Here is a 21,474-nt window from a genome sequence, read left to right on the forward strand (position 1 = left end):
GTCGCGGTTGCCTCTGTTATCACCATACTGCTTACCCAAAAAAAACCTATAGCTGCAGATAACACGGACTCATCTCAACAAGATGAACACGTTGCCAATGGCATAAGTAAAGCCGCCACTCGAATAGCCATTGGCGGAGCCGAAGTATCATTTTTTATTGAAAAACTCGCACACGCAATGGGTTTACAAGTTAAGCATGTTCAAGAAATCTCACAACGCGCCAGCAATTTAGAACAAGGTGCTCAACAACTATTAGGCCAATCAGCCAATGTACGAGCGCTAGTTGAAGAAGCCAGTACACAAGCGTCTAGCTACGCCGAAGAAATAAAGCAAGTGGATGAACAACAACAAAAATTGTCGACTGAAATTGAATCCACCGCAGTATTACTCATCGAACTAAAAAATAAAGCCAGCGCGATCAGCAGCATCACAGATACGATTAATAAACTGTCTGATCAAACTAATATGCTGGCACTCAATGCTGCCATTGAGGCCGCCAGAGCTGGAGAGCAAGGCAGAGGGTTTGCAGTCGTTGCCGATGAAGTGCGCAATTTGGCCCATAAAACGGCCGAAGCAACCCAAGGTATTGAGTCATTGCTATCCGAAATTGGTCAAAACAGTATTCAATCAGTACAAGCCATGCAACAAGTCAGTGATATGGGCGGCAAACTGTCTAGTCGGATGAATGAAATTTATATACTCACCAAAGCCAGTCAAGAAAGCATGGCCAGTGCCGCGAGCGAAATGCTGCAAATGGATCAAACCGTGAATTTTACCGTTGATAATACCAATGGTATTGGGGCAAATATTGAAGGCATTGGCGCTTCTATCCTTAAAGTCGATACTGATTTAATTGAAGCTTCAGATAGGGTGCTTGTGCTCAGTGGCTTTGCAGAACAGATATTCCGTCATCTACAACATTTTGAATTATCCGATAAACATGCCGTCATCGCCAAAGTAGCTTTGAATGCTGCAGCCAATGTCGGCGCAATTTTTGAACAAGCCTTAACTAAAGGTTCGCTTACACAAGCGCAATTATTTGATTCAAATTACCAACCTATTCCTAATACCAACCCACAAAAGTTCACCACAGGTTTTGATCGTTTTACCGACTCAAATTTACCGAGTATTCAAGAAGCTATTTTAGATAATAATGCCGATATTATTTATGCTGGTGCGGTGGATGTTAGAGGATATTTCCCCACTCATAACCGCAAATTTACCCAAGCGTTAACCGGAAATCGCGAACGCGATCTTGCCGGTAATCGCACCAAGCGTATTTTTGATGATCCAACAGGTAAACGCTGCGGCAGTAACGTTGAAAGTTTCTTATTGCAAACATATAAACGCGATACCGGCGAAGTGATGCATGATCTCTCTGCCCCAATTTATGTTAACGGTAAACATTGGGGCGGATTTAGAATTGGCTACAAGGCAGAAAATTAATACCCTGCATTATTTCGGTCGCAATCGTTTGGGGAATATAGCCAGCGGCGATATCCAAACTCAATACAAGTAAATAACGCCTCCCCAGCCATCGCTGCCACAGCTCATCTCGATTCCAAAAAAGAGGCCCAAGTCATGCAACTTGGGCCCATTTACAGGCTATTTAACGCCCTGTTCAACTGAAATACACCTCAATGACTTAGCTAGACGACTTAGCCAAATTGCGTAATACATAATGCAAAATACCGCCATGTCGGTAATAACTGAACTCATTAGGCGTATCAATACGGATTTTAACTTCAAACAAACGTTGCTTACCCGCTTTGTCGATCACTGACACATTGACGGTTTTCTGATCGGCGCTTACAGCAGGAATACTGAATTGCTCTTCACCGGTGAGATTTAGCGACTCCGCACTGTCATCAGGCATAAACTGCAACGGCAAAATACCCATGCCAACCAAATTAGAACGGTGAATACGTTCATAACTTTGTGCGATAACCGCTTTTACTCCCAAAAGTGCAGGCCCTTTCGCCGCCCAATCGCGTGAGCTGCCAGTACCGTACTCCTTACCCGCAAGCACAATACACGCTGTGTTATGTTGCTGATAATACATAGCAGCATCAAATACTGTCATCGACTCACCTGTCGGCATCAAGCGAGTCCAGCAACCTTCGGTCCCTGGCGCCAGCAAATTTCTTAGCCTTACATTGGCAAAGGTGCCGCGCATCATGACTTCATGGTTGCCGCGGCGTGAACCGTAAGAGTTAAAGTCCTTAATGGCAACCCCTGCTTGCTGTAAATAATCTCCGGCTGGGCTGTCTGGTGCAATAGAGCCCGCGGGTGAAATATGGTCGGTGGTGACCGAATCACCCAACTTAAGTAAACAACGGGCATTGTCGATACCCATAATTTGGGGAACCTCTGCACTGATCCCATCAAAGAATGGCGGTTGTTTAACATAAGTGGAATCAGGCCAGTTATATTTTTGGCTCTGCACTACCTCAAGTCCTTGCCAGTCTACATCACCGCTGTATACATCGGCATAACGGGAAACAAACATCTCGCTTTGCACCGCGCTGGCCATAACCTGTTGGATTTCCTGATTGTCTGGCCAGATATCTTTTAAATACACGGCTTTGCCATTGGCATCCTCACCCAGTGGTTCAGTAACCATATCGGCTTTCATATTACCGGCCAATGCATATGCCACCACCAGCGGCGGCGATGCTAAGTAATTGGCTTGTACTTCTGGATGGATGCGACCATCAAAGTTACGATTGCCCGATAACACCGAACACACCTTCAACCTGCCCTGTTGTATCGCTTCACTGACGGGCTGAGGCAATGGGCCGGAATTACCAATACAGGTAGTGCAACCGTAGCCAACTAACTGAAATCCTAGAGCATCTAAATCGACATTAAGACCTGATTTTATTAAATAATCCGTAACTACCTGCGAGCCAGGTGCAAAGCTGGTTTTTACCCAAGGTTTAACCTGTAAACCCTTTTTACGGGCATTTCTGGCCAATAGTCCAGCGGCGATTAACACTGATGGATTAGAGGTATTAGTACAACTGGTTATCGCAGCTATCACCACAGCGCCGGCTTCGAGCACAAAGTCTTTATCTCGATAACGACACGCAACACCTGCGCTACCATCGACGACGGGGACTTGCACCGATGGGCCACCCTCGCTTGCCAGCTCATCTTTACCTTCAGCGTCTATTTGGCTAACAGGGATTTGACTGTCTAACCACTGACGGAAACTGACTCCAGCTTGCTCAAGTGCAATTCTGTCCTGTGGCCTTTTGGGACCTGCGATAGAAGGCACAATACTGCCTAAATCCAGTTGTAAGCTGGCGTGATAACAGGCTTTGTTGTCGGATGCACTGGCCCACATGCCCATCTTTTTAAGATATGTCTTGATCAGCTCGATATGCTCTGGATCACGACCAGTAAGTTTTAGGTAATCTAGCGTTTGTTGGTCGATCGGGAAAATGCCACAGGTGGCACCGTATTCTGGCGCCATATTGGCAATGGTCGCCCTATCAGCCAAGGTTAATTGATCAACCCCGGCACCAAAAAACTCGACGAACTTGCCGACCACGCCAAATGAGCGCAACTGCTCAGTTACGGTTAACACCAGATCGGTAGCGGTAACCCCAGGAGGCAATTTGCCGACAAATTCAAAACCAACGATCTCGGGTAACAACATTGTCACTGGTTGGCCTAACATCGCAGCCTCAGCCTCAATACCGCCCACGCCCCACCCCAACACACCCAAGCCGTTGATCATGGTGGTATGGGAATCGGTTCCGACTAAGGTGTCTGGATACAATAAGTTATCTTCATCTTCTTTAACAAAAACCACTCTTGCCAGATATTCTAGATTGATTTGATGCACGATACCGCGCCCTGGCGGCACGACTTTAAAGTTATCGAAGGCTTGCTGACCCCAACGCAAAAACTGATATCGTTCGCGATTTCGTTGGATTTCAATGGCAGTATTTTGTTGCAACGCCCCTGTTTCGGCAAATACATCGACCATCACTGAGTGGTCAATAACCAGCTCTACCGGGTTCAGCGGATTAATCGCGGCAGCATTACCACCTAGCGTTATAATGGCATCACGCATGGCGGCTAAATCGACGACTGAAGGTACACCGGTAAAATCTTGTAAAATGACCCGGGATGGGACAAAGGCAATTTCGGTTTCAGACCAGTCATCTAAATCCCAGCGGGCCAAGGTTTCAATATCCTTTGGCTGGACAAACTCCGAATTTTCATAGCGCAGTAGATTTTCTAATAATATTTTTGCCGCAAAGGGTAAGCGGGATAAATCGAAGTGTTCGGCTAATCGGTCAAAGCTGTAATATCGGAAATTTTTTCCATTACTCTCAAGTTGTTTCAATAATTGCATAGAGTCTTTCATTAATGATCTCCCTATAAACGTTTATGAGTACTTCCTGCTAAGCTTAGTGAACACACTAACATATCCCAATCAAAAATCGAGTCGGAAATATTATGAGTAAGATACGTATAGAATATGACAGCATGGGTAAAGTTGAAGTGCCAAATGATGTTTATTATCAGGCACAAACCCAGCGAGCACTGGATAATTTTCAATTTTCAGAGCGGCGTTTTCCTACACCGGCAATCGTTGCCCTACTCGACATAAAATCAGCGGCAGCACACGCTAATAGTCAGTTAGGTTTGCTGGATAACGCCATGGCGGCGGCGATCCAACAAGCGATTACCGCCAGTAAACAGCTCGACTTTTCAACCCATTTCCCACTGGATCTGTTCCAAACCGGTTCAGGCACCAGTTCCAATATGAATGTTAACGAAGTGATTGCCAGCTTAGCCAGCGACATTTTGCAGGATAAAGTTCACCCCAACGATCATGTCAATATGGGCCAAAGCAGCAACGATGTGGTGCCTGCCGGTATTCACATTAGTACAGTGCGGCATTTAAAGGCTCTACTGTATCCGGCCATTAATCGCTTAAGTGACAAATTAGCGTTTTTGGCCGATGAGCATGTAAATTTGGTCAAAACTGGACGCACCCATTTAATGGACGCTATGCCGATTACCTTAGGGCAAGAACTACAATGTTGGCGACTACAGCTCAATGCTGCTCAAGCGAAGCTCCAACAAGCAGAGCTCAACTTACATCATTTACCTCTGGGCGGCACTGCGGTTGGCACTGGGGTTAATTGTGATCCGCGTTTTGCCAAACTCGCTTGTGATTATTTACAGCAGCAAGACCAGCATCCTTGGCAGGCGGCACCTGTTCCGGCCTTATACATGAGTAGCCAAGATCACACTCTTGCCGTGGCTTCGGCGCTCAAAGGATTGGCGATCACCTTAATGAAAATTGCCAATGATTTACGCTGGATGAACTCAGGCCCTATCGCCGGACTACAAGAAATTAGTGTAACCGCGCTGCAACCTGGTTCATCGATAATGCCCGGTAAGGTTAATCCGGTTATTCCGGAGGCGGTTGCCATGATTGCCGCTGAAGTGATCGGTAATGAAACGACCATAACCATCGCGGCGCAATCGGGTAATTTTCAATTAAATGTCATGCTGCCACTGATTGCTGACAAGTTACTCTCCAGCATCGATTTATTAACCCATGCCTGCCAATCCATGACGGATAAGGTATTTGCGGATTTTGCGCCCAATACCGACAACTTGACTCAAGTGTTGAAGAAAAATCCTATTCTTGCCACCGCACTCAATTCAGTGGTGGGTTACGATATGGCCGCGAAAATAGCCAAACGTGCACATAAAGAACATAAATCGGTATTAGACATTGCACTGGAAGAAACCGAGCTGAGCGAAGATAAACTCACTGCGATACTCGATCCCTTGCATCTCGCGAAGCCTCATCAATAACGCCACCAACAGCCAGCGCTAAGAGTGCAAAAGACTAACGCCAAACAGAGTTGGCGAGAGTAAAACCTATTTATGTGAATAGGTAAAATCTCGCTAACTTGCCTTGCTGAACTCATCTCCAACCCAAGGTTGGGCCAATAGAATAAAACCAAACATTAAATCTTAAAATGTTTAATTATTGGGCAAAGATCATCGGCACTCATTGGCTTACCGTATAACCATCCTTGCCCGTTTAATATTCCTAAATTTTTAAGTGCTTGATGTTGCATGATGTTTTCAACACCTTCAGCAACAACGTCTATATGAAGTTCGTTAGCCATTTGGACAATATAAGGTATTAATGATGAACGGATGGACCCTCCTTCCATGGCATTAATAAAGCTTCTATCGATTTTCAAAATATGACACGACAATTTTGACACTTGGTTTAAATTTGAATATCCAGTGCCAAAATCATCGATTGCAATCAGAAAACCATGTTGCACCAGGATCTCTAAGTGGTTTGCAAACTCTTTACCAGTCAACTGTTCATCTTCTACAATCTCAAGCACAATCTTAATGGGATGATCATTCACATACGGCAGATCAATTATCTTTAACACTTTTCCGCTAGAAACATCAGAAGGAAAAATATTAATATTGACTTTAAAACCCTTCAAATCAATACCGCTTTCACTTAGGCGCAGCAGCGATTTTTCAACAAGTTGCTCAGTAAACTCCCATGACAGGCCCAGCTGTCTAATTTTGGGAATAAATTCATCTGGAAATATTTTACCTTCGTTATCTTCAAATCGCGCCAGCACTTCACAGCCGACGATCTTACCGGTTTGAATATTGACTATCGGTTGAAATAAAGGAAAAAACTTGTTTGATTTAACGCCTCGTTTAACTCGAGCGCTTATTGACATAAAACCATTGATTTTAAATGATATAAAATAATATAAAAATAATGTCAGAAAAAATGATGACGTAATAATGATAGCAATTAACAGGCGGTTTTTTTCATAAAACTCGCCAGCACTAAGGCTCAGTGCGACGCAGTAAGATGATTCAGGATCACATTGTTGAAATTGATAGGCATGGGTTAAGTTCACTCTGCCAACGATACCTTTGACATATAGATTATTGCTGCCTGACACATGTTTATAATGATTTGCTCTATTGAATACAATTTCCCAATCGAATCCCATAGAACTGAATTTATTGATCTCCGCAGGCTCAATCACTACATTGAAAGCGTTATGCTTGATGACAACCGCTGTATGTAACCTATCAAAAAGCTCTAACGCTTTATTTACCCACACTTTTGCACCGTAGTTATTAATGTAGTCTGGCTCAGATTCCATACTCTTTGTAACAATTATCCCTAAACCTGCGGTACACAGCAATTTACCATTTTCATCTGAATAGCCTATATCTTTGATAAAGATAGACAGGAAATTCTCACGGCGCATATGCAGCAACATTTCACTACTACACACTGGATCATCAAACCTATCTAATCGCTCAAGAGTGTGTTGAATGTCTTTGCTAATAGTACTCATTAAGGCTAAATGGGTTGTTGCAGCTTGCTCTTGCTCAACGACAATCTGTTTTTCTATCCATAAGAATAAAAATAGAAAAAACAAAGTGCCCAGAGACAAACTAACGATAAATGACACTAACTTATGTTTAAACGACATAATTTGCCGCCCCAAATAGTAATAACACATGAATAGTAGCCAACCACATTAACGCGATATAACGACTATGATGACGTAAGTATAATATTTATTTTAAATGTTAATGATCGATAAAATCTATTCACAGCTTATTGTTAAAATGTTCAGCACTTCTCTAGAAGCTATTTTTATGATGCATCATTATCTATGCTCATGGCCTCTTTTATTTCATCACTGGCAAAACCTTTACGAGATAGAAACGCATACGCTTTAGACTTTTCTTTATAATCAGATAAGTTATAGCGTTTTTTAGCCAGCTCATTTCTACAGCTTTGATAAAAATCGACATCATCTGTTAAGGTTAATTGATACAAGGTTTCTTCAAAATCACTCACATCAATCAATCGCTGTTTGAGTTCCTGTAAAATAAGTGTTTTACCTTTACCTTTATTAAACAGCTTAATTATTTCAGTTGTTAAATCGACTTTTTCTGCTTTTATCGCCAATTTACTGCGCAATGTTTCACCTTGTGGATGTAACGATAATGCATGATCAATTTCAGATCGAGAAAATCCTTTTGCGGTCATTTGAGCATAGACTTTTTCTCTGCTGGTGCCGTAAAAATTCTCAAATCGGCCTAGTAGCCTTGAGGTAGCGAGCTTAAAAGTATCTATTTTTTGCTCGTGCATAACCTGTTCTAGCGCGGCATCAATCTCTGTTGCACTCACACCGCGAAGTTGTAACTTACGCCTTATGGCGCCAGTCCCCTCTTCATTGCTAAAAGCAAGTTCGCAATAACGCACGGCAAAATCGAAGTCATTTTTTAAATAACCACTGTCGATTAGCTTGGCTAATACGGTATCAATCCATTGCTGGTTCTCGGTTTTACGCTCAAGCTTGGTACGAATTTCGCCAATAGTAAAGTCTTGCTGACTAAGGTGCCAATAAGCACTATTAAAAACGTTATCTATGGTTTTAGCTTGGCGTAGTTGTGGGCGCTGCATAAAAATTAATCTTACCTTAATATAATCAAAATGAGTGTAGCAGCTCAGTCGGTTATTGAGAAAGATCTAGATATTTCATTGTTTAAATCATTTAAAAACCAGCTGTTTATGGTGAGTTAACTGCAGCGCTTTAAAAAATTATAGTGTAATTTATCGATGGAGACTTGTTGTGCTAAAACCGCATCATTATTCACTTAGCTGCATTACGCGCAACGGAACATCAGTGGAGAAGGGCTCTTTATACTCGAGTCATAAGTGATTATTACTTGATTATTTAACGCTGCTGAACCGGCGCAGACTGCCACTAATAACTTCAATAGATAATCTGCTGCCCGCAAGCGTTTATTGCGGTATCGATTTGTAACAATACAGAAGCCAGAAAATATTTTAGTTCGCAAAAAATATGATCCTCATAACCCCCCAAGGACGTATCAATACGTGTTAGGATTGTTGAATTAAGGCGCTTATATCTGATCACATCCACCCATTTATATTAGGTGCTAGGGATCACAGATTTGTGACTTTTGAGCCATTGATAAGTAACAAAACAGTTAACAATGTAAATAAACAGTATAAACATTGTTCAAATTCAAGTTTATTTAATAATTCCGCTGTTTTACTACTCTGATTTACTTTCAATCAATAGCGCCTTCTTGTTATTCTCCTGCAAATGAAAATCGCCAGCTGGATCTATTGATTCAACTACCCACTCCTTTGAGCTCGGTTGGAAACGTTTCTTGAAACTAACCCTTTGCCAATACCTTGTTAAATCGCTTAATCGCATCACAAGGTTATCCAAGTTGAGTAAAGCACATTTAACACTGTGTTTCGGGTTACTGTTGCTGCAACCTTTAGCTGATGCCTTGTCTATTTCAATCGGACATTTTATTGATATTGGCGAGTTTATCGCTATTGCTGACGGTATATTAGCTGAATTTTTGGGTGCGGGTTTAATCAGTTTATTGCTGATTAATCCCTTAGTTATCCAGCACTTTTGGCGTTTATTCAATCTTAATTCTAAATTTAGCAACTTGCTCGAACTGAGCGATGCGCTAAGTGCTCTATCTCCTGTTATTCCTCAATCGCTAGAATATACGGCACATGGTTGTCGCGCCCCGCCTTTACAAGCTTAACTTTTTTATTTTAATACGCCATTCGCGAGATATATCTTTTTTGGGAAACTAAGCCAAAATCACATACTGTTGATTTAGTTTATCTTTTTCCACTATTCGCGTTTGATGATTATTGTGCAACTGCCAATCCCCCTGTTGGTAGCGTAGTAAGCTTTAAGGTTAGAGGAATCTTCCTTTGTTAATTCGAAATTTAAGTAAACCTATACTGGCTGCATTAGCATTTATGCTAGCCGGTTGTGAAGGCGGCGTGCTGGATCCCAAAGGTCAAATCGGCATCGATGAGAAGCATCTCATTATTGTGGCAACCTTGCTGATGTTGATTGTGGTTATTCCAGTAATTTTCATGACCTTGTATTTTGCATGGAAGTTCCGCGACGGTCGCGATGAAGAAATTTATGCACCTAAATGGGCACACTCAACCGCCATTGAAATCGTGGTGTGGGTCGTACCGATTATTATCGTGATCATTCTTGGTGTTATCACTTGGAAATCGACTCACGATTTAGATCCCTACAAACCGCTAGTGCATGACGCTAAACCGGTGAAGGTTGAAGTGGTGTCATTAGATTGGAAATGGTTGTTCATTTATCCTGAATATGGCATCGCATCGGTTAACGAATTGGCCTTCCCTGCCAATGTTCCGGTTAACTTTAAAATCACTTCTGACACAGCAATGAATTCATTTTTCATTCCGCAGTTAGGTAGCCAAATCTACTCAATGGCAGGCATGGCGACTAAGTTACACCTTATCGCAAACGAGCCAGGCACTTTTGAGGGTATTTCAGCTAACTACAGTGGTGCTGGATTTGCTGGAATGAAGTTTAATGCGATTGCAACTGCAAACGCTGACGATTTTGATGCTTGGGTTGCCAAGGTAAAACAGCAAGGTAATACCTTGGATGTTGAGCAATATAAGCAACTGGCTGAAAAGAGCGAAAACAATCCGGTGCAATACTACGGGTCAGTACAAAAAGGCATGTTTAACTACATTGTCATGCAATACATGCATCCAGACTCGAATATGAAACCAATGGACAGCATGGAAGGTATGCACGACATGAGCAACATGGAATCAATGTCTGGTATGGATCATACCAAGCATATGCAAAACATGGAGCACATGGTCGACAAGGACGCGGAAAATTCTGGGCTTTCATCACCTTCACATTCAACCACAGAGCATTCTTCGACTGCATCTGGGGAGGCGAAATAATCATGCCATTTCTAGGAAAATTAACTCTCGAGTCAATTCCGTATCATGAACCGATTATTATGGTGACCCTTGCTGCGGTTGCCATTATTGGATTCATTATCGCGGCATTAATGACTAAGTATCAAAAATGGGGCGTGCTCTGGCATGACTGGTTAACCTCGGTTGACCATAAAAAACTCGGTATCATGTATATCGTGTTAGCAATGGTAATGCTGATCCGCGGTTTCTCTGACGCGATTATGATGCGAACTCAGCAAGCACTTGCCACCAATGGCGCTGCGGGGTATTTACCACCTGAACATTACGACCAAATCTTCACTGCCCATGGCGTGATCATGATTATCTTTATGGCAATGCCATTTATGATTGGTCTGATGAACTTGGTCGTACCATTGCAAATTGGTGCTCGTGATGTCGCGTTCCCGTTCTTAAACAATTTAAGCTTTTGGCTAACGACCTCTGGGGCGATATTAATCAATATATCACTTGGATTAGGTGAATTTGCCAAAACGGGTTGGGTAGCTTATCCGCCATTGTCAGAACTCGCATACAGTCCGGGGGTGGGGGTTGATTATTACATCTGGGCCTTGCAAATATCCGGCATCGGGACAACCTTAACCGGGGTGAACTTTATCGCCACTGTGTTGAAAATGCGCGCTCCGGGCATGAAGCTAATGCAAATGCCAATTTTCACTTGGGCCTGTACTTGGGCAAACGTGTTAATCGTTGCATCGTTCCCAATTTTAACCGCTGTGTTAGGTTTATTAACCTTAGACCGTTATTTAGATTTCCATTTCTTTACCAATGACGGTGGCGGTAACGCCATGATGTACATCAACCTGTTTTGGGCTTGGGGTCATCCTGAAGTATACATTTTGGTATTACCGGCTTTCGGTATTTTCTCTGAAGTGTTTTCAACCTTTACTTCTAAGCGCTTATTTGGTTACACCTCAATGGTGTGGGCAACGGGTGCGATTTCTGTACTTGGCTTTATTGTGTGGTTACACCATTTCTTTACCATGGGGTCGAGCGCTAACGTTAACGCCTTCTTCGGGGTGATGACCATGGTGATTGCGGTGCCGACTGGGGTAAAACTGTTTAACTGGTTATTTACCATTTATCGCGGCCGTTTACGTTTCACCGTGCCAGTATTGTGGTCTTTAGGCTTTATGGTGACCTTCACCATCGGCGGCATGACCGGAGTATTGTTAGCATTACCTGGCGCAGATTATGTACTACATAACAGCTTGTTTTTAATCGCCCATTTCCATAACACCATTATTGGTGGTGCGGTATTTGGTTACATGGCTGGTTTTGCCTACTGGTTCCCTAAAGCGATGGGCTTCCACCTCAATGAACGTTTAGGTAAGGCATCATTTTGGTGTTGGCAGATAGGCTTCTATATCGCCTTTATGCCGTTATATGTGCTTGGTTTTATGGGCATGACTCGTCGTATTAACCACACAGATAACCCAGCGTGGAACTTCTGGCTTTACTTTGCCGTGGTCGGCGCGTTTATCATCCTTGTGGGTATTATTTTACAGTTTGTACAATTGTATGTCAGCTTCCGTGATCGTGAGCAGAACTTAGATACTACTGGTGATCCATGGAATGGCCATACGCTTGAGTGGTCAACCTCTTCACCACCACAGTTCTATAACTATGCCCAGTTAGATCCAGTAACAGACATTGATGCGTTCACCGACATGAAAGAGAAAGGCACTGCCTATCAACGTCGTGAAACATACCAGCCGATTCATATGCCTAAAAATACCGCCAGTGGGATATTTATGGCCGCTGCGATTACCGCAATGGGATTTGCCGCAATTTGGCATATTTGGTGGTTAGCCATTGTTGGATTTGCAGGTGCGTTTGTATTGTTCTTAGTGCGTGCTTACGACAATGATGTTGACTACTACGTGCAGCCAGACGAAATCGCGCGTATTGAAAATGCACATATAGATAACGTAGCAAGGGGCAGATAATGAGTATTGCTATTAAAGCAGATTTACACGACGCTCATTCTACTGAGCACCATGACGAACACCACGATACCAGTGGTAACACCTTATTCGGTTTTTGGATTTATCTAATGACCGACTGTATTTTGTTCGCATCCGTTTTTGCGACTTATGCAGTGTTATTCATGAACACAGATGGTGGGGTGTCGGGCAAAGATATTTTCGAATTAGACTTCGTGCTTATCGAAACCGCCGCCTTACTAGTCAGTAGTATTACTTATGGCTTTGCCATGATTTGCGCTAGACACCAAAAGAAAGCGGCGACATTAGCGTGGTTGTTAATCACCTTCGCGTTAGGTTGTGTGTTTATCACGATGGAAGTATACGAGTTCCATCATCTGATTGAACACGGCAATGGCCCAGATCGCAGCGCCTTTTTATCAGCATTTTTTGCCTTAGTCGGCATGCATGGCTTGCATGTTACCGCGGGCTTAATTTGGATGCTGATCATGATGGTCGAAGTTATCAAGTGCGGTTTAAATAATCGTAGTATCACTCGCCTAAGTTGCTTAAGTTTATTCTGGCATTTCTTAGACATCGTGTGGGTGTGTGTGTTTACCGTTGTTTATTTGTTAGGAGTCTTGTGATGATCAATGCACATTCAAGCCACGGCGAGGGCGACTTTGGCGCCAGTGTTAAGTCATATTTAGTCGGCTTTGTGTTATCGGTGATCTTAACCGGTATTCCATTTTGGTCGGTAATGACTCACAGCTTTGACCATACAACCACCTTATGGATTGTGGTTGCTGCGGCAATAGTACAAATCGTGGTGCACTTAAAGTACTTCCTTCATTTAGATTTTTCTAAAGAAGGCAGGATCAATACATTCTCTTTCTTATTCACTGCACTGATTATTGTCATGGTAGTGGGTTTATCTGTGTGGATTATCTACGCAGCTAACGAATTGATGATGTAATTAGACAGCTATCATGAATAATCAAGGTCAATCTATGTCAGCACAATTAACATCACGCTTACGAGGATATGTTCAGGTAACTAAACCTGGCATCATCATGGGCAATTTAATTTCCGTCGCCGGCGGGTTTTTACTCGCCGCACAAGGTAACGTAGATTGGACCTTGATGTTTGCAACCATGATAGGGCTCTCTTTAGTGGTGGCGTCTGGTTGCGCTGTCAATAATTGTATTGATCGCGATATCGACGCCAAAATGCAGCGTACTCGTAACCGAGTTACCGTTACCGGTGAAATATCGGTACAAGCTGTATTGAGCTTTGGCATTGGTCTGGGGATTATTGGCTTTACCATGCTAGTGATATTCACTAACAATTTAGCGGTATTATTTGCCGCTATCGGTTATGTGGTTTATGTCGGCGTGTACAGTCTATACATGAAGCGCAACTCGGTTTACGGCACCTTAGTGGGTAGTTTCTCAGGTGCTGTGCCACCAGTTGTAGGCTATTGTGCGGTCAGTGGACAAATGGACACAGGTGCAATCATTTTGCTACTGATGTTCAGTTTATGGCAAATGCCGCACTCGTATGCAATTGCAATATTTCGCTTTGATGACTATGCCGCAGCCAACATTCCGGTGTTACCTGTTGCTGAAGGTATGGCCAAAGCAAAACTGCATATAGTGCTCTACATTGCCGTGTTTGCATTGGTTAGCGCACTATTACCGCTGGCGGGTTATACAGGTATTGCCTTTATGGCCGTAACCTTTGCCACCAGTTTATGGTGGTTAGCCATGGCGTTAAAAGGTTATCGTCGCGACATCAACTTACAGTCTTGGGCTAGGCAAGTATTTGGATTTTCCATTATTACCATTACCGCATTAAGCGTGACCATGGCATTGGACTTTCAAGTTATAGCCCAACCTGCACTGCTAACATTAGCGCCTTAAGTCCCTCAGCAAAAATTAACCATTCTTAAGCCCATTGCATAATGCAATGGGCTTTTTTATTTGATTAATCAGAATATTTTACTAGGCTTAAACTCTAAAAATTAAGCCATCAATTAGGATTTAACACTAAGGTCTAAGCTTAGTGCTCGCTAAGATTTGGAGTTAAAATACACTAGCTAGACCTCTCACGGTTCAATAAGAATCACACCGAACTGTAAAGGCAAACATAAAGGGATCTTATGTTTATCATGTCACGCCCAAGTCAGCATCCAGCGCTTGCACTTAATCGCGTCAAAAATATCGTTCCGCGATTGTTGTTGCTAGTGTGCGCTTTGATCACGGTCAACTCACTGTATGCAGCCCCACAATCGCCGCCTACAGCGACTATTTTTGGTAATTGGATCATTGATAGCCCAGAACAAATCACGCTGTTACAGTTAACTCATGACCAGAGTTACTTATACATACAATTAAACTTAATTGAGCCACAAAACAGCGTTGCAGAATGGGGGCGAATAGATATCCAACAAGCAGATGTTCACTTTTTCCCAAGCTACAGTAGTAATCAACAACAGGGTCTAGTTGCCTACCAAATAGCTCATCCTAAATTGCACATAGCAATTACTGTCGAGTCAGCCCAGTTAGTCTTTAGTATCGACACTAATGGTGACAGCGTTGCCGATGAACAACATCACTATGACATCACTCCAAGCCAATCTGTCTATGGTGTCTGGCATCAGTTGTCGACCCCGGCACTGAGTAGCTTGGTGCTGTTCGATAATGGCTATTACGCCATGGTGAAGATTAACCTCCACCAAGACCCACAAGCTAATGAGCACTTCACCCATCTACAATGGGGGCGATTTGTACTGCAACAAAAGCAGCTGATCATTGAGCCCATGTTTAATAGCCATCCACAACAAACATCAAGCTTATTAAGCGCCATTTCGAGCATTGTTTATCAGCCAAGTAAACAGCAATTGACGTTATCTTTTATGATGGAGGCCAATCCTGATGACATCGCGATTAATCAACGATATCGACGTTAGCTCAAACCGAATATGAAATTGCAGCTCTGTGCGCAGGCTTACTGATGCTCACAATAGATGACTACAGCATAAGCCTATTAGGGGTATCAATGTGGCAACCTATGTTATGGCTATATGGGATTGTGTTTTGCACTTTACTGATTATTGCGATTACATTTTTGGCCGCTAAACGCATCTTACGCCACAGTATTAGCCGGTTATTACAAGGATAATGATAAGTCGTTATCCATCACCTCATTAACCCTAAATAGTTTAATGAAAGACAACTTATGTAACTATCCAGTACTATTTATGCGATAAACAAACATTTACAGCTATTTAGTTACAATTTCTGCCACAATCAGCTATTCAAATTTAAGCGATTACACTTCATACTGAGTCATTGCTGGTATCAATTTAGTGTTTAAAGGATATGTCATGGGCCAAGAAACCTCGAAGATTCTCGTTGTCGATGACGACATGAGATTACGTTCATTATTAGAACGTTACTTGATAGAGCAAGGCTTCCAAGTTCGTAGTGCTGCGAATGCAGAACAAATGGATAGATTACTTGAGCGCGAAAACTTTCACCTTTTAGTACTTGATCTGATGCTACCCGGTGAAGATGGTTTATCGATTTGTCGCCGCTTGCGCCAACAAGAAAACCCGATTCCGATTGTGATGTTAACCGCCAAAGGCGATGAAGTAGACCGAATTATTGGCCTAGAACTGGGCGCAGATGACTACTTACCAAAACCCTTTAACCCGCGTGAATTGTTAGCGCGCATTAAAGCGGTAATGCGTCGTCAAATAATCGAAGTCCCTGGAGCACCAGCTCAACAAGAAGAAATGATTGAATTTGGTGAGTTTTCACTAAATCTTGCCACCCGTGAAATGTTTCATGGTGATGAAAGCATTGCCCTAACCAGCGGTGAATTTGCAGTACTTAAAGTACTGGTTAACCACCCTAGAGAGCCATTATCGCGTGACAAGCTGATGAACCTTGCTCGAGGGCGTGATTATTCGGCACTTGAGCGTTCTATTGATGTGCAGGTTTCACGCCTACGCCGTTTAATTGAGAAAGATGCTGCTAACCCACGCTATATCCAAACGGTTTGGGGCTTAGGTTATGTATTTGTCCCCGACGGCACCACACGTAAATAAGTCATGGAACTTAAGTTAAAATGGTGGCAACGCTTTTTACCCCGCAGCGCTTTTAGCCAGACCGTATTGTTGATTGGCAGTTTACTGCTGATCAATCAATTGGTGTCTTATTGGTCTGTCGCCGTTTACTTTATCAAACCCAGTTATGAACAAATTAACCAACTGATCGCCCGCCAAATCAATATTTTATTTGTCGATGGTGTTGATGTTGGCCGTGAACATCTCACCATGGTTGATGCCTTAAATGCCAAAGTGCGTGACGATGGCATGACAGTTTATAATCTTAAACAAGCTCAAGAAGCGGGACTGAACCAAGCCACTTATTACAGCTTTTTATCTGAGCAAATGTCGGTATATCTGGGCGGTGAAGCTGAAGTGCGTTTTTCGCAAGGTGAAAAACTCAATGTGTGGATTAAGCCACCACAAGCACCGACGTTATGGATTAAAGTGCCGCTGAGCAGTATTAACGAGTCAGATTTATCGCCATTAACGCTGTATTTATTAGTTATTGGTGGGCTCAGTGTCGCCGGAGGCTGGTTGTTTGCACGGCGACAAAACAGACCGTTAAAACGACTGCAAAAAGCTGCCGTCGCGGTATCTAAAGGTGATTTTCCGCCAACGTTACCATTAAGCGGCTCTACCGAGATTGTTGAAGTAACTCATGCATTTAACCAAATGGCCAACAGCATGAAGCAACTTGAGCAAGACCGTGCCCTACTGATGGCTGGAATTTCTCACGATTTACGCACTCCGTTAACCCGCATTCGCTTAGCATCTGAAATGATGGTAGAAGATGATCAGTATCTAAAAGAAGGCATAGTCACCGATATTGAAGACATGGATGCGATTATTAACCAATTTATTGCATACATTCGTAACGACCAAGAAGGCGTTCGTGAGCCTGACCAAATCAACCGCTTAATCCAAGAAATTAGCCAACAAGAGTCACATCGTGAAGAAACCCTCGAATTATCATTAGCCGATTGTCCTGACATCGCCATTAATAGTGTAGCGATCAAACGGGTGCTGAGTAATTTAGTTGAAAATGCTTTCCGTTATGGTAATGGCTGGATAAAAATAAGCTCTTATCATCAAGGTAATACAGTATGTTTTAGTGTTGAAGATAATGGCCCCGGCATTGATGAAACTAAAGTCGAGTCACTGTTTCAACCCTTTACCCAAGGCGACTCAGCTCGTGGCAGTGTGGGCTCAGGCCTAGGTTTAGCCATTATTAAGCGCATTGTTGACCGTCATCATGGCAATATTCAATTGTCTAATCGCCCCCAAGGCGGCCTGAAAGCACTCGTATCACTGCCGATAATCGATAAAAACTAATATCACTAAACTGATGTTATGACCTATTTTCGGCCTATCTTAAACAACCTTCACTGCGCAACACAAACTGTAACATTAGTGCCATAAAATACACATAATGGTCTTTCTGTTAAGTTTGGATAGCATGAAAATATCAACTTTATCCCTCGGTGCATCGGCATTATTATTAATACTTGCAGCCTTATTAGCGGCAACAGTGCTATGGAGTAACCAGCAACGACAAGTGAGCGAACAGCTCAATCAAAATTTACAGCAAATCCAACACACCTTTCAGTTCGATGTACGCAATAATATAAGTAACTACCTACAAACTGGGCAAAGCAACTACCTCGAACAAGCGCGTACCGATATTATAGGTATCACCAACAGCATTAACCAATTACATCAGGCACATCCGCAGCTAGATAGCACCTCGTTAACTGAGTTAATGACCCAGCTGATCAGCGACTTAGACACTAAATATCGTGCTGCTGGCAAACTAGCAGGTAATCCACGTCAATTGTTAGCATTTGCTGAATCAGAAATGCTCAACTACGCTCGCAGCCTAACCCGCTATGCTCAATCGGCCCCACAAGACAACAGCGATGCTCAGCAATATTTAGCGCTTACGCTGGAATTACCCAGCTTGGTTTATCAATTATCACAGCTAACCCAAACCTTACTAATAGACCAAGATACGGGCGTAATCAACAGTGTTAACTTCTCTATAAGTGCGCTTAATACTTGGCATGATGATTTGCAAAAACTGCCATTATTAGGCATTTACCGCACTGAAGAAGTCGATGAGTTTGCCTTAGGTGATGATGAGCCCGAGCGAGTTGAAATTGGCGAAACGCCTCGCTCAGAATTACTCAGCTTAACCCAGCGCTACAGTAAAGAGGTTGCCAACACCAAGCAAATGCAAACCGATATTCAAGCGGTACAAAAGGCGCTAATGAATGCGACTAGCCAAGTCGAGCAGCAATTAGTGTCTCTGGCCGATATACAGACAGCAACTGACCAACAATTAAAGCGCAACTTACAATGGTTGCTGTATAGCATGGTGACCTTGCTGGCACTGTTTTCAGTGATTTATTTAATCTTACAACAGCGCAGAGTTGTAGCGCCGTTAAAACGCTTAAATCGTGCTTTTTCTATGTTAAGTGAGTCTAACCAACGTGAACCGCTCCCCGTAACAAGCCAATGTGAGACAGGCCAAATTGCGGCGCATTTTAATCGACTACTGCAACGATTTGAGCAAGAGGATGAGCAGCAAAAACACAATATGACCCAAGTGTCGCACTCATTAAGCGAATTAGTTGCCAGAATAGGCTCATTATCAAATAGCACCCAGCAAACGCAAACCGTGGTGCAGCAAGCACAAGGGCAAACCGCTGATTTAATTGCGCTAGCCGAATTAGTAAACCGGTCGTCTAGCGAGTTAACAGACAGCGCCCAACAGACCATGAATGACATGCTAGCCAGCCAGCAAGAGGCGCAAGGTGTGTTGACGGCAACCGAAAATACCCTGACGACAGTCAACCAATGTAACCGTTCACTAACCCAGCTAAGTACCTCTGTCGCTGATGCCGCTAAAATTGTTGATGTGATTGGTAATATTGCCGATCAAACTAATTTATTGGCACTCAATGCTGCTATTGAAGCCGCAAGAGCGGGCGAACAAGGCCGTGGATTTGCGGTCGTAGCCGATGAGGTGCGTAACTTATCTCATCGAACCCAGTTATCGCTTAAAGATATTATGGCGATATTGACCCAATTAACGGCCTCTAATGCTGCGCTCAGTAGCAGCGTTAATGACATTAGCCAAGCATCTGAACAACAAAAAATACGCGCGCAAAGCTTGTTAACAGTGGCTAAGCAAGTACAGCAACAAGCCAGTACTATGGCAAAGAGTGCCAGCCAAGGCAGTGAACACGCTAACCAACAAGTGCATCATCTTGATGAGTTTGTAGCAGCCATGGACAATTTACTCCAGCGGGCAAAGCATGCCTTTGAACAAAGTGAGACCATTGCATTAGAAGTGAGCAACAGTGTCGATAATATCGAACAAAACTTGGGGATTGGTGCGAGTAAGGTTTAAATCTCTAACAGGCTTTTCAAATGTAAAAAGGGTGCCACATTAGGCACCCTTTTGTCATATCATCAAGCTGTTATGAACAGATTATAGTGCAGCCATTACCGCTTCTGCAGTGCTGACTTCAAATGACTTACCTTCTTCAACGTTCAGTAAAGTCACCACGCCATTGTCAATGACCATTGCATAACGTTGTGAACGAATGCCACCAAAACCTGCGGTATCCATTTCTAAGCCTAATGCTTTAGTGAAGCTGGCATCACCATCTGCAAGCATCATCAATTCAGATGCATTTTGCGCTTCGCCCCACGCTTTCATAACGAATGCATCATTTACAGCAACACAAGCAATAAGATCAACACCTTTAGCTTTGAACTCGTCAGCTAATACAACAAAACCAGGCAAATGCGCTTCTGAACACGTTGGGGTAAATGCACCCGGCACGGCAAATAAGACCACTTTTTTACCGGCAAATAATTCAGTTACATCATGGTTAACCATACCGTCTTTAGTCAGTTGGCTTAGGGTAGCTTTTGGTAGAGATTGTCCTTTCGCGATCATAATATTTCCTTAACAGTTAAATAAGAAGGGTTATCTTGGCGCCAATACTTTACGGCAGCCCAAATATAGAATAGATAATACTGATTCACATAGAATCGAGATCAATAGTCCTAACAACATACCTACCGCAATGGCTTCTGGTTTTAACAAAATAACATGCGAATAGTTTTGCCATACTTCAGCCTGAATGTCTGTTTGTGGTGCGAGAAACACTTGCTGGTAAGGACTATAACTATGTTGACGAAAACGAGTTAATGCATCAGTTAGTAGTACATAACGCTGGTAGATAGACTCAATACTCTCACCACCAGCACTGAACACTGGGTCGTTATTTTGTCGATAATGACGGATCAGTTTATTGATATCACCACCAAAAAAACGGTTGGCGTCATGCTGAAACTCACCCAAACTCTGCTTTGCCTCTAACTGATGCGCTTCTAGGCGTTGGCCGTATTGGTCAACAAAGCCGGGAACTTGAATGCCAATCAATACGCCACAAACAAACAGCACTAAACGAAGGTAGTCCATTAAATGTTTTATCATGATGTCATCGGTTACGATAAAAATA

Annotated in this window: 18 protein-coding genes; 13 read left to right on the forward strand and 5 right to left on the reverse strand. The window is 43.0% G+C overall.

The genetic code is table 11. The annotated features are described in order from the left end of the window. On the forward strand, positions 1–1,446 hold a 1,446-nt coding region (locus tag H5185_RS05580; protein ID WP_182741573.1), incomplete at its 5' end, for a methyl-accepting chemotaxis protein. A gap of 199 nt (positions 1,447–1,645) precedes the next feature. Here the strand turns inward: H5185_RS05580 and acnA are convergent. Then, a complete protein-coding gene (gene acnA / locus H5185_RS05585) occupies positions 1,646–4,381 on the reverse strand; it encodes an aconitate hydratase AcnA (RefSeq protein ID WP_182723006.1) in 2,736 nt (911 codons plus the stop codon). Between the two features lie 92 nt (positions 4,382–4,473). Between acnA and H5185_RS05590 the strand changes: the two genes are divergently transcribed. Continuing rightward, on the forward strand, positions 4,474–5,850 hold the full coding sequence (locus tag H5185_RS05590; RefSeq protein ID WP_220492547.1) for a lyase family protein: 1,377 nt from the start codon (positions 4,474–4,476) through the stop codon (positions 5,848–5,850). A gap of 155 nt (positions 5,851–6,005) precedes the next feature. Here the strand turns inward: H5185_RS05590 and H5185_RS05595 are convergent, their stop codons facing one another. Both H5185_RS05595 and H5185_RS05600 read right to left on the reverse strand, forming a co-directional pair. Continuing rightward, complete coding sequence (locus tag H5185_RS05595) at positions 6,006–7,562, reverse strand: EAL domain-containing protein (protein WP_310741659.1); 1,557 nt, start codon at positions 7,560–7,562, stop codon at positions 6,006–6,008. A gap of 137 nt (positions 7,563–7,699) precedes the next feature. Beyond that, positions 7,700–8,515 (reverse strand): RecX family transcriptional regulator, encoded by an 816-nt coding sequence (locus H5185_RS05600; RefSeq protein ID WP_182723004.1) that lies wholly within the window; start codon positions 8,513–8,515, stop codon positions 7,700–7,702. A gap of 800 nt (positions 8,516–9,315) precedes the next feature. Here H5185_RS05600 and H5185_RS05605 point away from each other — a divergent pair. The 11 genes from H5185_RS05605 (at position 9,316) to H5185_RS05655 (ending at position 20,351) form a co-directional block, all read left to right on the forward strand. Further along, positions 9,316–9,648 carry a hypothetical protein gene (locus H5185_RS05605; RefSeq protein WP_243640999.1) on the forward strand — a complete coding sequence of 111 codons (333 nt, stop codon included), beginning with the start codon at positions 9,316–9,318 and terminating at the stop codon, positions 9,646–9,648. Positions 9,649–9,823: 175 nt separating this feature from the next. After that, positions 9,824–10,861 carry a ubiquinol oxidase subunit II gene (gene cyoA, locus H5185_RS05610; RefSeq protein ID WP_182723003.1) on the forward strand — a complete coding sequence of 346 codons (1,038 nt, stop codon included), beginning with the start codon at positions 9,824–9,826 and terminating at the stop codon, positions 10,859–10,861. Between the two features lie 2 nt (positions 10,862–10,863). After that, positions 10,864–12,846, forward strand: a complete 1,983-nt coding sequence (cyoB, locus tag H5185_RS05615; RefSeq protein ID WP_182723002.1) for a cytochrome o ubiquinol oxidase subunit I — start codon at positions 10,864–10,866, stop codon at positions 12,844–12,846. Then, entirely contained in the window at positions 12,846–13,469 is a 624-nt protein-coding gene (gene cyoC / locus H5185_RS05620) for a cytochrome o ubiquinol oxidase subunit III (protein ID WP_182723001.1), read from the forward strand. Before cyoB ends, cyoC begins: the two co-directional genes overlap by 1 nt. Beyond that, entirely contained in the window at positions 13,469–13,798 is a 330-nt protein-coding gene (gene cyoD / locus H5185_RS05625; protein ID WP_182723000.1) for a cytochrome o ubiquinol oxidase subunit IV, read from the forward strand. The genes cyoC and cyoD overlap by 1 nt, the downstream gene beginning before the upstream one ends. A 13-nt stretch (positions 13,799–13,811) precedes the next feature. Continuing rightward, positions 13,812–14,744 (forward strand): heme o synthase, encoded by a 933-nt coding sequence (gene cyoE, locus H5185_RS05630; protein WP_182722999.1) that lies wholly within the window; start codon positions 13,812–13,814, stop codon positions 14,742–14,744. A 239-nt stretch (positions 14,745–14,983) separates the two neighbouring features. Next, entirely contained in the window at positions 14,984–15,793 is an 810-nt protein-coding gene (locus H5185_RS05635; RefSeq protein WP_182722998.1) for a hypothetical protein, read from the forward strand. A 44-nt stretch (positions 15,794–15,837) separates the two neighbouring features. Next, positions 15,838–16,005, forward strand: a complete 168-nt coding sequence (locus H5185_RS05640; RefSeq protein WP_182722997.1) for a hypothetical protein — start codon at positions 15,838–15,840, stop codon at positions 16,003–16,005. 205 nt (positions 16,006–16,210) lie between these two features. Further along, positions 16,211–16,936, forward strand: a complete 726-nt coding sequence (gene ompR / locus H5185_RS05645; protein WP_182697654.1) for a two-component system response regulator OmpR — start codon at positions 16,211–16,213, stop codon at positions 16,934–16,936. A 3-nt stretch (positions 16,937–16,939) separates the two neighbouring features. Then, positions 16,940–18,271, forward strand: a complete 1,332-nt coding sequence (gene envZ, locus H5185_RS05650; protein ID WP_124018222.1) for a two-component system sensor histidine kinase EnvZ — start codon at positions 16,940–16,942, stop codon at positions 18,269–18,271. 124 nt (positions 18,272–18,395) lie between these two features. After that, positions 18,396–20,351 carry a methyl-accepting chemotaxis protein gene (locus H5185_RS05655; protein ID WP_182741575.1) on the forward strand — a complete coding sequence of 652 codons (1,956 nt, stop codon included), beginning with the start codon at positions 18,396–18,398 and terminating at the stop codon, positions 20,349–20,351. Positions 20,352–20,432: 81 nt separating this feature from the next. Here H5185_RS05655 and H5185_RS05660 read toward each other — a convergent pair whose 3' ends face one another. Together H5185_RS05660 and H5185_RS05665 are read right to left on the reverse strand one after the other, a co-directional pair. Further along, entirely contained in the window at positions 20,433–20,906 is a 474-nt protein-coding gene (locus H5185_RS05660; RefSeq protein ID WP_124018220.1) for a peroxiredoxin, read from the reverse strand. A gap of 30 nt (positions 20,907–20,936) precedes the next feature. Further along, positions 20,937–21,449 (reverse strand): DUF2937 family protein, encoded by a 513-nt coding sequence (locus H5185_RS05665; RefSeq protein ID WP_182741576.1) that lies wholly within the window; start codon positions 21,447–21,449, stop codon positions 20,937–20,939. Positions 21,450–21,474: the final 25 nt, after the last annotated feature.

The sequence above is a fragment of the Shewanella sp. SG44-6 genome (genome assembly GCF_014164185.1).
Lineage (GTDB): Bacteria > Pseudomonadota > Gammaproteobacteria > Enterobacterales > Shewanellaceae > Shewanella > Shewanella vesiculosa.

What these genes read in the sequence shown, in the direction of transcription:
- acnA (WP_182723006.1), bottom strand. Translation starts at nt 4,381, where the DNA reads ATGAAAGACTCTATGCAATTATTGAAACAACTTGAGAGTAATGGAAAA.
- H5185_RS05590 (WP_220492547.1), top strand. Translation starts at nt 4,474, where the DNA reads ATGAGTAAGATACGTATAGAATATGACAGCATGGGTAAAGTTGAAGTG.
- H5185_RS05595 (WP_310741659.1), bottom strand. Translation starts at nt 7,562, where the DNA reads ATGTGTTATTACTATTTGGGGCGGCAAATTATGTCGTTTAAACATAAG.
- H5185_RS05600 (WP_182723004.1), bottom strand. Translation starts at nt 8,515, where the DNA reads ATGCAGCGCCCACAACTACGCCAAGCTAAAACCATAGATAACGTTTTT.
- cyoB (WP_182723002.1), top strand. Translation starts at nt 10,864, where the DNA reads ATGCCATTTCTAGGAAAATTAACTCTCGAGTCAATTCCGTATCATGAA.
- cyoC (WP_182723001.1), top strand. Translation starts at nt 12,846, where the DNA reads ATGAGTATTGCTATTAAAGCAGATTTACACGACGCTCATTCTACTGAG.
- cyoD (WP_182723000.1), top strand. Translation starts at nt 13,469, where the DNA reads ATGATCAATGCACATTCAAGCCACGGCGAGGGCGACTTTGGCGCCAGT.
- cyoE (WP_182722999.1), top strand. Translation starts at nt 13,812, where the DNA reads ATGAATAATCAAGGTCAATCTATGTCAGCACAATTAACATCACGCTTA.
- H5185_RS05635 (WP_182722998.1), top strand. Translation starts at nt 14,984, where the DNA reads ATGTTTATCATGTCACGCCCAAGTCAGCATCCAGCGCTTGCACTTAAT.
- H5185_RS05640 (WP_182722997.1), top strand. Translation starts at nt 15,838, where the DNA reads ATGCTCACAATAGATGACTACAGCATAAGCCTATTAGGGGTATCAATG.
- ompR (WP_182697654.1), top strand. Translation starts at nt 16,211, where the DNA reads ATGGGCCAAGAAACCTCGAAGATTCTCGTTGTCGATGACGACATGAGA.
- envZ (WP_124018222.1), top strand. Translation starts at nt 16,940, where the DNA reads ATGGAACTTAAGTTAAAATGGTGGCAACGCTTTTTACCCCGCAGCGCT.
- H5185_RS05655 (WP_182741575.1), top strand. Translation starts at nt 18,396, where the DNA reads ATGAAAATATCAACTTTATCCCTCGGTGCATCGGCATTATTATTAATA.
- H5185_RS05660 (WP_124018220.1), bottom strand. Translation starts at nt 20,906, where the DNA reads ATGATCGCGAAAGGACAATCTCTACCAAAAGCTACCCTAAGCCAACTG.
- H5185_RS05665 (WP_182741576.1), bottom strand. Translation starts at nt 21,449, where the DNA reads ATGATAAAACATTTAATGGACTACCTTCGTTTAGTGCTGTTTGTTTGT.